General features: G+C 67.7%; 12 protein-coding genes and 1 other RNA gene. 9 read left to right on the forward strand and 4 right to left on the reverse strand.

Annotation, left to right across the window (positions count from 1 at the left end; all coding sequences use genetic code 11):
• Positions 1 to 142: 142 nt before the first annotated feature.
• Positions 143 to 1,561: a cryptochrome/photolyase family protein gene (locus EPA99_RS05180; RefSeq protein WP_129470127.1), complete on the forward strand. Its 1,419-nt coding sequence runs from the start codon at positions 143 to 145 to the stop codon at positions 1,559 to 1,561.
• Positions 1,562 to 1,686: 125 nt separating this feature from the next.
• Positions 1,687 to 2,379, forward strand: coding sequence for a YiaD family glycine zipper/OmpA-like lipoprotein (locus EPA99_RS05185; RefSeq protein WP_129470128.1), 693 nt, complete (start codon positions 1,687 to 1,689; stop codon positions 2,377 to 2,379).
• A 60-nt stretch (positions 2,380 to 2,439) separates the two neighbouring features.
• Here the strand turns inward: EPA99_RS05185 and ssrA are convergent.
• Positions 2,440 to 2,840: a transfer-messenger RNA gene (gene ssrA, locus EPA99_RS05190) on the reverse strand.
• A 156-nt stretch (positions 2,841 to 2,996) separates the two neighbouring features.
• On the opposite strand from ssrA, the gene EPA99_RS05195 reads away from it, so the two are divergent.
• A complete protein-coding gene (locus EPA99_RS05195; protein ID WP_129470129.1) occupies positions 2,997 to 5,456 on the forward strand; it encodes a S8 family serine peptidase in 2,460 nt (819 codons plus the stop codon).
• Between the two features lie 413 nt (positions 5,457 to 5,869).
• Here EPA99_RS05195 and smpB read toward each other — a convergent pair whose 3' ends face one another.
• Positions 5,870 to 6,364, reverse strand: a complete 495-nt coding sequence (gene smpB, locus EPA99_RS05200; protein WP_129470130.1) for an SsrA-binding protein SmpB — start codon at positions 6,362 to 6,364, stop codon at positions 5,870 to 5,872.
• A gap of 56 nt (positions 6,365 to 6,420) precedes the next feature.
• On the opposite strand from smpB, the gene EPA99_RS05205 reads away from it, so the two are divergent.
• Both EPA99_RS05205 and EPA99_RS05210 read left to right on the forward strand, forming a co-directional pair.
• The gene (locus tag EPA99_RS05205) at positions 6,421 to 6,849 is read left to right on the forward strand and encodes a type II toxin-antitoxin system RatA family toxin (RefSeq protein ID WP_129470131.1); all 429 of its coding nucleotides are present in this window, start codon (positions 6,421 to 6,423) and stop codon (positions 6,847 to 6,849) included.
• 2 nt (positions 6,850 to 6,851) lie between these two features.
• Positions 6,852 to 7,118 carry an RnfH family protein gene (locus EPA99_RS05210; protein ID WP_129470132.1) on the forward strand — a complete coding sequence of 89 codons (267 nt, stop codon included), beginning with the start codon at positions 6,852 to 6,854 and terminating at the stop codon, positions 7,116 to 7,118.
• A 163-nt stretch (positions 7,119 to 7,281) separates the two neighbouring features.
• On the opposite strand, the gene EPA99_RS05215 is transcribed toward EPA99_RS05210, so the two are convergent.
• Positions 7,282 to 7,674 carry an outer membrane protein assembly factor BamE gene (locus EPA99_RS05215; protein WP_129470133.1) on the reverse strand — a complete coding sequence of 131 codons (393 nt, stop codon included), beginning with the start codon at positions 7,672 to 7,674 and terminating at the stop codon, positions 7,282 to 7,284.
• Between the two features lie 105 nt (positions 7,675 to 7,779).
• On the opposite strand from EPA99_RS05215, the gene fur reads away from it, so the two are divergent.
• Entirely contained in the window at positions 7,780 to 8,184 is a 405-nt protein-coding gene (gene fur / locus EPA99_RS05220) for a ferric iron uptake transcriptional regulator (RefSeq protein WP_164978567.1), read from the forward strand.
• Between the two features lie 76 nt (positions 8,185 to 8,260).
• Here the strand turns inward: fur and recN are convergent, their stop codons facing one another.
• Positions 8,261 to 9,928, reverse strand: a complete 1,668-nt coding sequence (recN, locus tag EPA99_RS05225) for a DNA repair protein RecN (RefSeq protein WP_129470135.1) — start codon at positions 9,926 to 9,928, stop codon at positions 8,261 to 8,263.
• 95 nt (positions 9,929 to 10,023) lie between these two features.
• On the opposite strand from recN, the gene hrcA reads away from it, so the two are divergent.
• The 3 genes from hrcA to dnaK all read left to right on the forward strand — a co-directional run bounded on the left by hrcA (position 10,024) and on the right by dnaK (position 13,751).
• The gene (gene hrcA, locus EPA99_RS05230; RefSeq protein WP_129470136.1) at positions 10,024 to 11,067 is read left to right on the forward strand and encodes a heat-inducible transcriptional repressor HrcA; all 1,044 of its coding nucleotides are present in this window, start codon (positions 10,024 to 10,026) and stop codon (positions 11,065 to 11,067) included.
• 85 nt (positions 11,068 to 11,152) lie between these two features.
• On the forward strand, positions 11,153 to 11,689 hold the full coding sequence (gene grpE / locus EPA99_RS05235) for a nucleotide exchange factor GrpE (RefSeq protein ID WP_129470137.1): 537 nt from the start codon (positions 11,153 to 11,155) through the stop codon (positions 11,687 to 11,689).
• Between the two features lie 139 nt (positions 11,690 to 11,828).
• Positions 11,829 to 13,751, forward strand: coding sequence for a molecular chaperone DnaK (dnaK, locus tag EPA99_RS05240; RefSeq protein ID WP_129470138.1), 1,923 nt, complete (start codon positions 11,829 to 11,831; stop codon positions 13,749 to 13,751).
• Positions 13,752 to 13,871 lie beyond the last annotated feature (120 nt).

The raw sequence follows: 13,871 nt of genomic DNA on the forward strand, positions 1-13,871 counted from the left end.
GACCCGCGGTGCATGACGGGACTGCAGGAGGTACGGACCACCCCCGCCTGGCGCGGGCAGCGGCGGGCCGCTAGCGAAGTTCACTGCCCATCGCACGGAGCTTGGGCATCATGCGCCGTCCGATTCCCCGACCTGATGCCGCATGCCGCTCGCCCTTGTGTGGTTCCGCAACGACTTCCGCCTGGCCGACAACCCGGCACTGCTGGCGGCGGTGGAAGCCGGCTACGACCCCTTGCCGGTCTACATCCATGCTCCGCACGAAGAAGGCCGCTGGCGCAGGGGAGCGGCCAGCAACGCCTGGCTGCACCGCTCGCTCCAGGCCCTGGGTGAGGACCTGGCCCAGCGCGGGTCGCGCCTGATCCTGCGGCAGGGCGACAGCGACAAGGTCCTGCAGGCGTTGATCGCGCAGAGCGGGGCGCAAGCCGTGTACTGGAACCGCAAGTACGAGCCGGCCACGCAGCCACGCGATGCGGCGATCAAGCAGTCGCTCAAGGAACAGGGCCTGCACGTGCAGAGCTGCAATGGCGCCCTGTTGAGCGAGCCCTGGGACCTGCGGACCAAGAGCGGCGGGCCCTACAAGGTGTTCACCCCGTTCTATCGCGCGGCAATGGCGCAGCTCAAGCTCCCTGCGACCGGCGATGCGCCAGCCTCGCTCCCGAGCGTGCCCGATTCGCTGGAGAGCCAGACGCTGGCGCAGCTGGGGCTCGCCCCGGCACTGGGCTGGGACGCCGGCTTCTGGGAGGCCCGGCAACCCGGAGAGGCCGGTGCCATGGAAGCGCTGGAGGTCTTTCTCGACGGCGCGCTACACGGCTATGTCGAGCAGCGCGATCGCCCGGACCGGGTCGGCACTTCTCGCCTGTCCCCGCACCTGCATTTCGGCGAGATCGCGCCCTGGCGCGTGGTCCAGGCGCTGGAGGCGCGACGCAGCGCCAAGCTGGCCGCGCAGATCGACGCCTACATCCGCCAGCTGGTCTGGCGCGACTTCGCCTACCACCTGCTGCATCACTTTCCGCATACGGTGGAACACAACCTCAACCCGCGCTTCGAGCACTTCAACTGGGCCAAGGCCTCGCCCTCGAAGCTTCACGCCTGGCAGCGCGGCCTGACCGGGGTGCCGATCGTCGATGCCGGCATGCGCGAGCTCTGGACCACCGGGGTGATGCACAACCGCGTGCGCATGATCGTGGCCAGTTACCTGACCAAGCACCTGCGCGTGCACTGGCTGCAGGGCGCCCAATGGTTCTGGGACACGCTGGTCGATGCCGACCTGGCCAACAACACCCTGGGCTGGCAATGGGTGGCCGGCACCGGTGCCGATGCCTCGCCGTACTTCCGTGTGTTCAACCCGGTGACCCAGGCACAGAAGTTCGACCCCGAGGGTCGCTACATCGCGCAATGGGTCACGGAACTGGCCAAGCTGCCGTTGCCGGCGCGCTTTGCGCCGTGGGAGAAGCCGGACCTGCTCCAGCGCCTGGCGCCCGACTATCCACGCCAGCCCATCGTCGATCTGGCGCAGGGGCGCGAAGACGCGTTGGCCGCGTATGCGGCAAGCAAGGGATGAGCTGCCGCTCGCTGAACCGCGCTGCGTCGCATCAGCCGTGTTCACGCCTGCTTAGCCTGCGTTGCGGCGCGGCACGTTAACGTTTTTGCCACACACCCAATGGCCACGCACGACGAGGAGACGCCATGAAGAAACTTGCCACCACCGCCACCCTGAGCCTGCTCACGGTCACCCTCGGCCTGTCCGGGTGCGCCACCTACACCGGCCAGACCAATGCACCGGACGACCCCAACAGGACCCGCAATGGCGCCCTGATCGGCGCCGGCATTGGCGTGGTGGCCGGTCTGCTCAGCGGCGGCAATGCGACCGAGCGCCGTCAGCGCGCCATGGTCGGTGCCGGCGTGGGCGGCCTGGCCGGTGGCGCCATCGGTGCCTACCAGGATCGCCAGGAAGCGCAGCTGCGTCGCCAGACCGCCGGCACCGGCATCGACGTCAGCCGTGATGGCGACGTCATCAAGCTCAACCTGCCGGACGGGGTCACCTTCGATTTCGGCAAGGCAGATCTGAAGCCGCAGTTCTATCCGGCCCTGAACAACGTGGCCGCCACGCTCAAGGAATACAACCAGACCGTGGTGGAAGTGACCGGCCACACCGACAGCGTCGGCAGCGATGCGGTCAACCAGCGCCTGTCCGAACAGCGCGCCAACGCCGTGGGCAGCTACCTGATTGGCCAGGGCCTGATGCGCGAGCGCTTCGAGATCGTCGGCATGGGCAAGCGCTATCCCATCGCCAGCAACGACACCGAACAGGGACGCGCCGCCAACCGCCGCGTCGAGATCCGCCTGGCGCCGGTGCAGCAGACCGCCTCGCAATACTGAGCCGGCCGTACGGCGGGCACAAAAAAGCCGAAGCGATCGCTTCGGCTTTTTTGCTTGAGATGGTGGAGGTGGGGGGAATTGAACCCCCGTCCGAAGGCACTCCATCCCCGGCACTACATGCTTATCTCACCGTTGAGTCTCGTCCTGTGGCAGCACGGTGGGCAAAGCGCACCCCAGGACCAGCCTGTTTTGGTTAAGCGCTGACTGACAGGCAGCCATCAACGCCGGTTCCGTGATAATGACCCTACATCCACGAGCACGGGCACAAGTGGTTTCGGGGGTTCGCCTTAGGCGGCTGTAGAACTACAACTCAACACTGCTGTTTAGGCGGCGAGAGCGAAGTCCGAACCGTAGTTGTCGTCGTTGGCAACTAGAAGTTTGCAGCTGGATTAACGAGGAAAGCTACCCCCTCGGCATGCGCCAGGTAATTTCGCGACCCCCGTCGAAGCCAGTGCACCCCCGATAGGAGTCGGACATTGTCCGACCCGGGCAAGTGTAGGGGCGGGCAGGGCGGGTCACAAGTTTTGCGACTGGCGCTGGTTACCATGGCTTCATTGGCCCACCACAGCAGGGGACTGCGTTGGGCCTTGCAGATCCACCCATGGAGAGGCTGGAGCATGGCAGGCAAGAAGAACGCACCCAAGGCAGGGGCGGCCACGGGCAAGACGCCCACCGCCGGCAAGACGGTCACGCGCAAGAAGGCGCCAGCGGCGGCCGCCAGCAACGACGACCCCGACGCCCTGGCCCGGACCGGCTACCTGGCCGCCGCGCAGGGGCAGGCCAAGACCGTGGTGTACATCCATGGCATCGGCAACAAGCCTAGCGCCGACGTGCTGCGCTGCCAGTGGGACAAGGCGTTGTTCGGGCGCTCGATGGGCGAGCGCACGCGCCTGGCCTACTGGGTCAACCGGACGCGCTATCCGACACCGGAGCCAGCCACCTGCGCCGATCGCGACGAGGGCCCCAGCGTGAACCAGGCCGAGCAGCGCATCCTCAGCGCCCTGGGGGTGATGCCGGAACGGCGTGACCTGGGGGAGCTGGTCGATGCCTTGGCCGAGTCGGCCCGCGAAAAGGCCATGCTGGAGCAGATGCTGCGCGAGCTGCAGGCGCAGGCGCCGGCGGGTGTGGGCCCCAGCGCGCAAGGCCTGTTTACCGGCATCAACGAGCTGCTGCTGCGACTGGTGTCGGCGGCGCTCCTGCAGGACGTGCATGACCTGTTCTTCGTGCCGGAGCGGCGCGAGGCGATGGAGCGCAGCCTGCGCGAGCGCCTGGAATCCGGCGGCGGTCCGTTCGTCGTGGTGGCGCATAGCCAGGGCTCGATGATCGCCTACGAGGTGCTGCGCAAGCTCGACCCGGCCCGCTGCAAGGTCAGCCTGCTGGTCACCATCGGCTCCCCGCTGGGCCTGCCCAGCGTGCGCAGCATGTTCAACCAGTGGACCAAGCGGAAGAAGCTGCCGTTCCCGGCCTGCGTGGAGCGCTGGGTCAACGTGGCCGACACCCGCGACCCGGTCGCGCTGGATGCGGATCTGAGCGATGACATCGAAGGCGCCGCCGGCCGCTTCGTCAATCACAAGGGGCCGGGCATCAACCCGGACGGGCCGCGCAACCCCCATTCGGGCTCGGGTTACCTGTCCTTGCCGGTGGTGCGCGCGGAGGTGCGGGCGGCGGTGGGGGTGGGGTTCGACCAGCCGGTGTCCAGCCCGGTGCTGATCAAGGACCTGTCCGACCAGATGGAGTCGCAGCACGCCGATTTCCGCCACCAGGTGCTGGTGGAGCTGGATACCTTGCCCGCTGGCATGACCAGCGTCGGCGAGGCCAAGGCCGATCTGATCGCCCACATCCGGACGCTGGCCGCCGCCCAGACCGGCCTGGGCGGGGAGGCGCTGGATGACGCCATCGGCCTGGAAGACGGCCTGCAGCGCTTCGTGGCGGCACGGCTGACGCGATTTGAGATCGAGTCGCTGCGCGATGTCTACCGCAGCCTGCATTTCAAGCGCATGTGGCGCAATGCGGGCAAGCGGGCGCTGCTGCATCAGTCGCGCAGCGTGATCCAGGCCGACGCGGCGCAGGTCGCCTACCGGGCCCTGGGCGAACGGATCGGATGGGCGGTGCTGGATACGGGCATCGCTGCCGGGCATCCGCATTTCTTTGAGCGCAACGTGCGCGACCAGGTCGCGATGCAGTGGGATTGCACCGTGCGCGGCCGGCCCAGGAAGCTGACCCGCGCCGACGGCGATGCCTTCGCGCGGCTGGACCGCAACGGCCATGGCACGCACGTGGCGGGCATCATCGCCGGGCGCTGCAATGCGCCGCTGCCGGGCGGCGAGCGCGGCCAACGCCTGCAATACACCGCGGTCGCGCCCGATGCCACCTTGTACGGCTTCAAGGTGCTGGACGATGCCGGCTACGGCCAGGATGCGTGGATCATCAAGGCGCTGCAGCAGGTCTCCGAGCTCAACGAGCGCTCGGGCCAGCTGGTGATCCATGGCCTCAACCTCAGCCTGGGCGGCGCGTTCGATCCGGAAAGCTATGGCTGCGGCTTCACCCCGCTGTGCAACGAACTACGCCGGCTGTGGCGGCAGGGCGTGGCGGTGGTGCTGGCCGCGGGCAACGAAGGGGTGGCCTGGCTGATGCAGGGCGATGGCCAGGCCTATCCGGCCAACATGGATCTGACCATCGGCGACCCAGCCAACCTGGAGGAGGCCATCGCCGTGGGCTCGGTGCACAAGTCCAACCCGCACACCTACGGCGTGTCGTATTTCTCCTCGCGTGGGCCGACGGTCGATGGCCGCCGCAAGCCGGACGTGGTCGCCCCGGGCGAGAAGATCGTCTCGGCCCACCATGGCTACCGCGTGCGCGACCCGGCGACCTGGATGGTGGAAATGAGCGGCACCAGCATGGCCGCCCCGCACGTGTCCGGACTGCTGGCGGCGTTCCTGTCGGTGCGGCGCGAGTTCGTCGGCTCCCCGGACCGCATGAAGCAGCTGCTGCTGGAGCACTGCACGGACATCGGTCGCGACCGCTACATGCAGGGCTGCGGCATTCCGAACCTGGTGAAGATGCTGGCGGCGACTTAGGGTGAGGAGTGAGTGGAGAGGAGTGAGGAGTGAGCAAAGGCCGGAGCGGGGCGGAACTCATGCTCTGGCAGCGCTGGCTCGATTCGGTTCACATGCTTGCTGGCGCGGGCCGCGGTGCAAGTGATGTGCTGATGTCGGCATCGAGCTCAGCAGAGCAGGTGTCTGAGCGCCTGCAGAAACCGTCCCAGGATCAGCCTTGAACCTGTGAGAGCGGCTTCAGCCGCGAAGGGCTTGCCCCTCCTGCTTCCGGGTCTCAGGGGCAGGCCACTTCGCGGCTGAAGCCGCTCCCACAGCGGGATTTCGAGAGAGTTTTCCCACAATCAGCTTTCACGGGTTACTTTTGCGAGCGGACGTCGAAGCGCGCGCCCACCGCCTTCACTCACTCCTCACTCCTCTCCACTCACTCCTGGCCCTCAAGCATCGCGATTATGCTGCCGCATCACCCGCTGCTTGTCGCGCTGCCAGTCGCGCTCCTTGGCCGCATCGCGCTTGTCGTGGGTCTGCTTGCCTTTGGCCAGGGCCAGTTCCAGCTTGACCTTGTTGCCCTTCCAGTACATCGCGGTGGGGATGAGGGTGTAGCCGTCGCGCTCGACCTTGCCGATCAGCACGTCGATCTCGCGACGGTGCAACAGCAGCTTGCGGGTGCGGCGATCGTCGGCCACCACGTGGGTGGAGGCCTGGATCAGCGGCGTGAACTGGGCACCGAACAGGTACAGCTCGCCCTGGCGCACCACCGCATAGCTTTCGCCGATGTTGGCGCGGCCGGCGCGGATGGACTTCAGCTCCCAGCCCTGCAGCGCCAGCCCGGCCTCCATGCGCTCCTCCAGGTGGTACTCGTGACGCGCGCGTTTGTTCAGCGCGATGGTCCCGGTGCTGTTTGCTTTATCCTTGGAGGGTTTCTTGGCCATCCGCACATTGTCGCCGATGGCCCGGATGCATGCGAGCCCGACAACCACGAGTCCCGATGCACACGATCCGCCGCAGCGCCCTGGTCGCCCATCCCGCCAGCTATATGTTCGACCTGGTCAACGACGTGTCCGCCTATCCGCGGCGCTTCGACTGGTGCGACCAGGCCCAGGTGATCGAATCGGGTGAGGACCGCATGCTGGCGCGCCTGGACCTGGGCCTGGGCGCGCTGCGCACCTGGTTCACCACCGAGAACGCGCTGGAGCGTCCCTCGCGGATCGACATGCAGCTGCGCGATGGGCCGTTCCGCAAGTTGCATGGCCGCTGGGAATTCCAATCGCTCGATGAGAGCGCCTGCAAGGTCACCCTGACGCTGGAGTTCGAGCCCAGCAACCGCCTGCTGGCGCCGGCGATGCGCGTGGGCTTCAAGGGCCTGGCCGACCGCATGGTCGATGACTTCATCCGCGTGGCCGACCGCGGCCTCTGACGATGCGCGTGGAGGTGCTCATGGCCTGGCCCGGGCGCTTTGAGTCGGTGCGGGTCGAGCTCCCAGGCGACAGCCGCGTGGCCGACGCGTTGGATGCGGCCGGCATGCGGCAGGTCGAAAGTGTGTGCGCCTATGCGGTGTTCGGCACCGTGGCCAGCCTGGACACCCCCGTGCAGGATGGCGACCGCGTGGAGCTGCTGCGGCCGCTGCAGGCCGACCCGAAGGACGCGCGTCGTCGCCGCGCCGAGCGCCGGTCCAAGGCAGGCTAGGGCATCACGCTGGTTGGATTGCCTGCAGCACAACGCATCCAGGCACGCCTGCAATGCTAGAAGATTGAAAGCTGGTGTGGACCGTAGCGCGACTGGCTATAAAAGCACAGCGTCGGAGAGGCTGCGCAGGCGGGCTGTTCGCCGCTGTGCGGCTCGACCGCTGTCAGCGGCCGCCTTTCTTCTTCTTGTCCTTGGCCAGGTTCGGGCCGAACTTGCGCACGTCCCTGGCCAGCTGCGAGTTGTTTTCGGGGAAGTAGTCGCCTTCCCAGCGCGCCACCGCATCGTTCTCGAAGAACACGGTGAAGTTCTTGATCTCGGTGTGGCCCACGCGATCGGTGCGCTGGGTGGCGGTGTAGTCCCAGCGATCGGCGTGGAACGGGTCGGCGACCGAGGGCGTGCCCAGCAGCGCCATCACCTGCTGGCGGTTCTGGCCGACGGCCAGCTGGTCCACGTTCTTCTTCTCGATCAGGTTGCCCTGGTAGATCGGCTGCTTGTAGATGATGCCGCAGCCACTGACGGAAACGGAGAGGGCGGCGAGCAGCAGGAGATTGCGCATGGATCGGGAAGGGTCGGGCAATAGACCGGGCGATGATACACTCCCGTTATCGCCGCCACCCGTTTTCAGGCAGCTGGCGCTAAACCGCCAATAAACGGAGACGCCATGGAATCACACGATCTGCGCAAGGTGGGGCTGAAGGTCACCCACCCGCGGATGCGCATCCTTGAACTGCTGGAGCAGGCCAAGGCGCGGCACATGACCGCAGAGGACATCTACCGTCATCTGATCCAGCATGGCGATGAAATCGGCTTGGCCACCGTCTACCGCGTGCTGACTCAGTTCGAAGCGGCCGGCATCGTGCTCAAGCACAATTTCGAGGGCGGCCAGGCCGTCTACGAGCTGGACCGCGGCGAGCATCACGACCATATGGTCGACATCGACACCGGCAAGGTCATCGAGTTCTCCAGCGAGGAGATCGAGCAGTTGCAGCACAAGATCGCGGCCGAGCACGGCTACGAGATCGAGGAGCACTCGCTGGTGCTCTACGTGCGCAAAAAGCGCCGCTAAGCCAAGCCTGCAAGCGTTTACGGACGGGTAGGCCTGTGCCGGCCCGTTGACGTTGCGCAGGTGCTGGACAGCCGGCTCAGCTAGCCGACTGCAGCAGCTTGAGGGCGGCGGCCCGGGCCTCGTCGCTGACTTCCACCCCGCCCAGCATGCGCGCCAGCTCTTCCTGGCGTGCGCCCGCGTCCAGCGACTCGACCGAGGACTGGGTCATGCCCTCCACTGGCGCCTTGCTGACGCGGTAGTGGGCGTGGCCCTGGGCGGCGACCTGCGGCTGGTGGGTCACGCACAGCACCTGTCGGCGCGCGCCGAGCGCACGCAGCTTCTTGCCGACGATATCGGCCACGGCGCCCCCGATGCCCGAGTCGACCTCGTCGAACACCATGGTCGGCACCGCGTCCGAATCCAGCGCCGAGACCTCGATGGCCAGTGAAATGCGCGAAAGCTCGCCACCCGAGGCCACCTTGCGCAGTGGCCGAGGCGGCTGGCCGGCATTGGCCGAGACCAGGAATTCGGTGCGCTCGCCGCCGTTGGGGTCCGGGCGTTCTTCCTCCTGCGGCTCCAGGCCGATCTCGAACACGCCGCCGGACATGCCCAGCTCGCCGATCACCGCGGTCACCGCCTTGGACAAGGTCTTGGCGGCCTTGGCGCGGCTGCGGCCCAGCTTGTCCGAGGCCACCCGCCAGGCCTGGCGCGCCTGCTCGATCTCGGCGTTGAGCGAGAGCAGGCGCTCACCGGCGCCCTTGAGGCCTTCCAGTTCCGCGGCGATGGCATCGCGACGCCCGGCCAGCTCGTCCGGGACCACCCGATGCTTGCGGGCCAGGTCGTGGATGCGCGCCAGCTTGCGCTCAAGCTGCTCGAACTGCTCAGGATCGGCTTCCAGGTCGTCGCGGACCTGGGCGAGCAGGGCTTCGGCCTCGTCCAGTTGAATCAGGGCACTGTCCAGCAGGCCGTCGACCTCGCGCAGCCGCGGCTCGTGCTCGGCCAGGCGGGCCAGGGTGGAGCGGGCCTGCTGCAGCTGGCTGGTCAGCGAAGGGCCGTCCTCGCCCGCCAGCGTCCCCAGGGCCGCATCGCAGCCCTGGATCAGCGCGGTGGCATGGGCCTGGCGACGATGGTGGGTGTCCAGGGCGGCGATGGCCTCCGGGGCCAGCGATTCCTGCTCCAGCTCGCCCAGTTGGTGCTGCAGATAGTTGATGCGGTCGGAGACATCGCCCTGGGCGCTCAGCAGGTCGCGCTCGGCCAGCAGGGCCTGCCAGCGGCCGGCGGCCTGGCGCACGGCCTTGCGCTCGGCCTCGTTGCCGGCGTAGGCGTCCAGCAGGTCCAGCTGGCGGGCCCGCGACATCAGCGCCTGGTGCTCGTGCTGGCCGTGGATCTCCACCAGGTGCCCGGCCAGCTCGCCCAGCTGTCCCAGGGTGACGCTGCGGCCGTTGATCCAGGCGCGCGAGCCGCCATCGGCGCGGATCACCCGACGCAGCTGACACTGGCCGGCATCGTCCAGCTCGCGCTCGCGCAGCCAGGCGGCCGCGGCGGCCTGGCCACTCAGGTCGAACTCGGCCGATAGCTCGGCGCGGTCGCTGCCATGGCGCACCACGCCCGAATCGGCGCGCAGCCCGGACAGGAAACCCAGGGCATCGACCAGCAGCGACTTGCCGGCGCCGGTTTCGCCGGAAATGACAGTCATGCCGGGGCCGAACTCCAGTTCGGTGGCACGGGCGACGGCGAAGTCCTTGAGCGAGAGATGGGTCAGCATGGTGCGGATTGTAGAGGGATGCGGCGCAAGGACTGAGACCGGAGACGGGCGAACAGCGGCTTGCATTGCCGGCCGGCGGCGACTATCTATCGGCCATGGCCGCCGACCCGCTCGATCTCCCGCCCCGATCCCGGCAGCTGCTGCGCACGCTGATCGGGCGCTACATCCAGGACGGCGAGCCGGTCGGGTCGCAGACCCTGGCCCGGCACGCCGGGCTGGAAGTCAGCGCCGCGACCATCCGCAACATCCTGGCGGACCTGGAGGATGCCGGGCTGGTGACCTCGCCGCACACTTCGGCCGGTCGCGTGCCCACCCAGCAGGGCTACCGGATGTTCGTGGACAGCCTGCTGCAGCTCAAGCCGCTGGGCGATGCCGAGGTCAAGCGGCTGCGGTCCGAGCTGCCCGCGGGCGTGGGCACCCAGTCGCTGCTGGGCAATGCCTCCGAGCTGCTCTCGGCCATGACCCATTTCGTCGGGGTGGTCGGCGCGCCCAAGCGCGAGCAGTTCGCCTTCCGCCACATCGACTTCGTGCCGCTGGACGGGCGCCGGGTGATGGCGATCCTGGTGTTCGCCGATCACGAGGTGCAGAACCGGGTGTTCGAGCCACGCCGGGTGTTCGACCCGGGCGAGCTGGAGCGGGCGGCGAACTATCTCAACGCGCATTTCGCCGGCCGCCCGGTGGCCGAGATCCGCCACGCGCTGCTGCGCGAGCTGCGCAGCGCGCAGACCGAGATGGAGGCGCTGCTGGCCCAGACCATGGAGCTGGCCGAACACGCGCTGGTGCCCTCGGGCGATGACATGGTGCTGGCCGGCCAGACCCGGCTGATGGGCGTGCAGGACCTGTCCGACCTGGACCGCCTGCGCGAGCTGTTCGAGACCTTCGCCCGCAAGCGCGAGATCCTGCAGCTGCTGGAGCGCACCATCGATGCCCCTGGCGTGCGCATCTTCATCGGCGAGGAAACCGGTCTGGCCCCGCGCTCGGGCGTGTCGGTGGTGACCGCGCCCTACCGCGCCGGCGGCCAGGTGGTGGGTGTGCTGGGGGTGATCGGACCGACCCGCATGGCCTACGACCGGGTGATCCCGATCGTGCAGGCCGCCGCGGACGTGCTCGGTGCGGCGATCGACCCGGCGCAGGAGTAAGCGTGGCCACAGACGCTTGAAAGGCCGGCCGATGCCCCCATAGGTGGGCATCAGGCGGCCGCACCTGGCCGCGACGGACCGATTCATGACCTCGCACGACCATAACGAACAGACCCACCAGGCCCCGGCGTCCGCCGAGGGGCACCAGGACACCGAAGCCCTGCTGCAGGCGGAGATCGAGACGCTGAAGGCCGAGCTGGAGCAGCTGCGGGCCAGCGCGCTGTTGGAGCGTGCCGACCTGGACAACCAGCGCAAGCGCGTGGCCCGGGACGTGGAAAACGCCCGCAAGTTCGCCAACGAGAAGCTGCTGGGCCAGCTGCTGCCGGTGTTCGACAGCCTGGATGCGGGCCTGACCGCCGCCGGCGCCGAGCCCAGCCCCTTGCGCGAAGGCCTGGAGCTGACCCAGAAGCAGCTGCTCAAGGTCGCCGACGACAACGGCCTGAAGCTGCTGGACCCGGTGGGCCAGCCGTTCAACCCCGAACACCACCAGGCCATCAGCCAGGCCGAGGCCGAGGGCGAGGGCGTGGCCCCGGGCAGCGTGGTGACGGTGTTCCAGAAGGGCTACCTGCTCAACGACCGCCTGCTGCGGCCGGCGCTGGTCGTGGTCGCCCGGCAGGACTGAGCCGCCCTGGGCGGCCGCTGGAAATTTGTGTTCCACGGGCGCTTGAAGCCCGGCATCACATCCCTATATCTGGACCATCGAGCCGGCCGACGGCCGGTTCATCCCGACAGACATTCGCTTTAGAGACGGAGCAAGCACCATGGGCAAGATCATCGGCATCGACCTGGGCACGACCAATTCGTGCGTGGCGATCATGGACGGCGGCAAGGCCCGCGTCATCGAGAACTCCGAGGGCGACCGCACCACGCCTTCGATCATCGCCTACACCAAGGACGGCGAAGTCCTGGTGGGCGCCTCGGCCAAGCGCCAGGCCGTGACCAACCCCAAGAACACCTTCTACGCGGTCAAGCGCTTGATCGGTCGCAAGTTCACCGACGCCGAAGTGCAGAAGGACCTGGACCTGGTCCCGTACAGCATCGCCGCGCACGATAACGGCGACGCCTGGGTGTCCACCGCCGACGGCAAGAAGATGGCGCCGCAGGAAATCTCCGCGCGCGTGCTGGAGAAGATGAAGAAGACCGCCGAGGACTTCCTGGGCGAGAAGGTCACCGAGGCGGTCATCACCGTGCCGGCCTACTTCAACGACAGCCAGCGCCAGGCCACCAAGGACGCCGGCCGCATCGCCGGCCTGGACGTCAAGCGCATCATCAACGAGCCCACCGCCGCGGCCCTGGCCTATGGCCTGGACAAGTCTGGCGCCGGCGACCGCAAGATCGCCGTGTACGACCTGGGCGGCGGTACCTTCGACGTGTCGATCATCGAGATCGCCGAAGTCGACGGCGAGAAGCAGTTCGAGGTGCTGGCCACCAACGGCGACACCTTCCTGGGTGGCGAGGACTTCGACAAGCGCGTCATCGACTACCTGGTGGATGAGTTCAACAAGGACCAGGGCATCGACCTGCGCAAGGATCCGCTGGCGCTGCAGCGCCTGAAGGATGCGGCCGAGCGCGCCAAGATCGAGCTGTCCTCCAGCCAGCAGACCGAGGTGAACCTGCCGTACGTCACCGCCGACGCCTCCGGCCCGAAGCACCTGAACATCAAGCTGACCCGCGCCAAGCTGGAAGCGCTGGTGGAGGACCTGATCAAGAAGTCGATCGAGCCCTGCCGCATTGCGCTGAACGATGCCGGCGTGCGCGCCAGCGACATCACCGAGGTGATCCTGGTCGGCGGCCAGACCCGCATGCCCAAGGTGCAGCAGGCGGTGACCGAGTTCTTCGGCAAGGAGCCGCGCAAGGACGTCAATCCGGACGAGGCCGTGGCGCTGGGCGCGGCGATCCAGGGCGGCGTGCTGGGTGGCGACGTCAAGGATGTGCTGCTGCTGGACGTGACCCCCCTGTCGCTGGGCATCGAGACCATGGGCGGCGTGTTCACCAAGATCATCGAGAAGAACACCACCATCCCGACCAAGGCCTCGCAGGTGTTCTCCACCGCCGAGGACAACCAGTCGGCCGTGACCGTGCACGTGCTGCAGGGTGAGCGCGAGCAGGCCCGCTTCAACAAGTCGCTGGCCAAGTTCGACCTGTCCGGCATCGAGCCGGCCCCGCGCGGCATGCCGCAGGTGGAGGTGTCCTTCGACATCGACGCCAACGGCATCCTGCACGTGTCGGCCAAGGACAAGAAGACCAACAAGGAACAGAAGGTGGAGATCAAGGCCGGCTCGGGCCTGTCGGACGATGAGATCGCCCGGATGGTCGCCGACGCCGAGGCCAACCGCGAGGAGGACAAGAAGTTCCACGAGCTGGTGCAGGCCCGCAACCAGGCCGATGGCCTGATCCACGCCACCCGCACGGCCATCACCGAACACGGCAGCAAGGTGGGCGGCGATGTGATCGGCAAGGTCGAGTCGGCGCTGGCGGATCTGGAGACGGCGATGAAGGGCGACGACAAAGCCCAGATCGAAGCCAAGTCCAAGGTGCTGGAAGAAGCCGGACAGTCGCTGTACGCCGCCGCGGCGGCCAGCGAGCAGGGCGGCGCCGGCGATGCCGGTGCGCAGCAGGCGCGCGGCGCGGCCGACGACGTGGTCGATGCCGAGTTCACTGAGGTCAAGGACGACAAGAAGTAAGGCGGGATTTGGGAGTTTGGATTGGGGAGTCGTTGGGCCTGGCCGCAACGACGCCCGGCTCCGGCTTCCAATCCATTCACCGTGCAAAAGCGGAAGGGCTCAGGCTCTCCGCTTTTGCGT

This window comes from Pseudoxanthomonas composti, from assembly GCF_004122095.1.
Classification (GTDB): Bacteria; Pseudomonadota; Gammaproteobacteria; order Xanthomonadales; family Xanthomonadaceae; genus Pseudoxanthomonas_A; species Pseudoxanthomonas_A composti.

Bases quoted from the DNA above. Each gene is read 5' to 3' on its own strand.
- EPA99_RS05195 (WP_129470129.1), top strand. From the start codon at position 2,997: ATGGCAGGCAAGAAGAACGCACCCAAGGCAGGGGCGGCCACGGGCAAG.
- EPA99_RS05180 (WP_129470127.1), top strand. From the start codon at position 143: ATGCCGCTCGCCCTTGTGTGGTTCCGCAACGACTTCCGCCTGGCCGAC.
- EPA99_RS05215 (WP_129470133.1), bottom strand. From the start codon at position 7,674: ATGCGCAATCTCCTGCTGCTCGCCGCCCTCTCCGTTTCCGTCAGTGGC.
- EPA99_RS05185 (WP_129470128.1), top strand. From the start codon at position 1,687: ATGAAGAAACTTGCCACCACCGCCACCCTGAGCCTGCTCACGGTCACC.
- recN (WP_129470135.1), bottom strand. From the start codon at position 9,928: ATGCTGACCCATCTCTCGCTCAAGGACTTCGCCGTCGCCCGTGCCACC.
- EPA99_RS05205 (WP_129470131.1), top strand. From the start codon at position 6,421: ATGCACACGATCCGCCGCAGCGCCCTGGTCGCCCATCCCGCCAGCTAT.
- smpB (WP_129470130.1), bottom strand. From the start codon at position 6,364: ATGGCCAAGAAACCCTCCAAGGATAAAGCAAACAGCACCGGGACCATC.
- grpE (WP_129470137.1), top strand. From the start codon at position 11,153: ATGACCTCGCACGACCATAACGAACAGACCCACCAGGCCCCGGCGTCC.
- dnaK (WP_129470138.1), top strand. From the start codon at position 11,829: ATGGGCAAGATCATCGGCATCGACCTGGGCACGACCAATTCGTGCGTG.
- fur (WP_164978567.1), top strand. From the start codon at position 7,780: ATGGAATCACACGATCTGCGCAAGGTGGGGCTGAAGGTCACCCACCCG.
- EPA99_RS05210 (WP_129470132.1), top strand. From the start codon at position 6,852: ATGCGCGTGGAGGTGCTCATGGCCTGGCCCGGGCGCTTTGAGTCGGTG.
- hrcA (WP_129470136.1), top strand. From the start codon at position 10,024: ATGGCCGCCGACCCGCTCGATCTCCCGCCCCGATCCCGGCAGCTGCTG.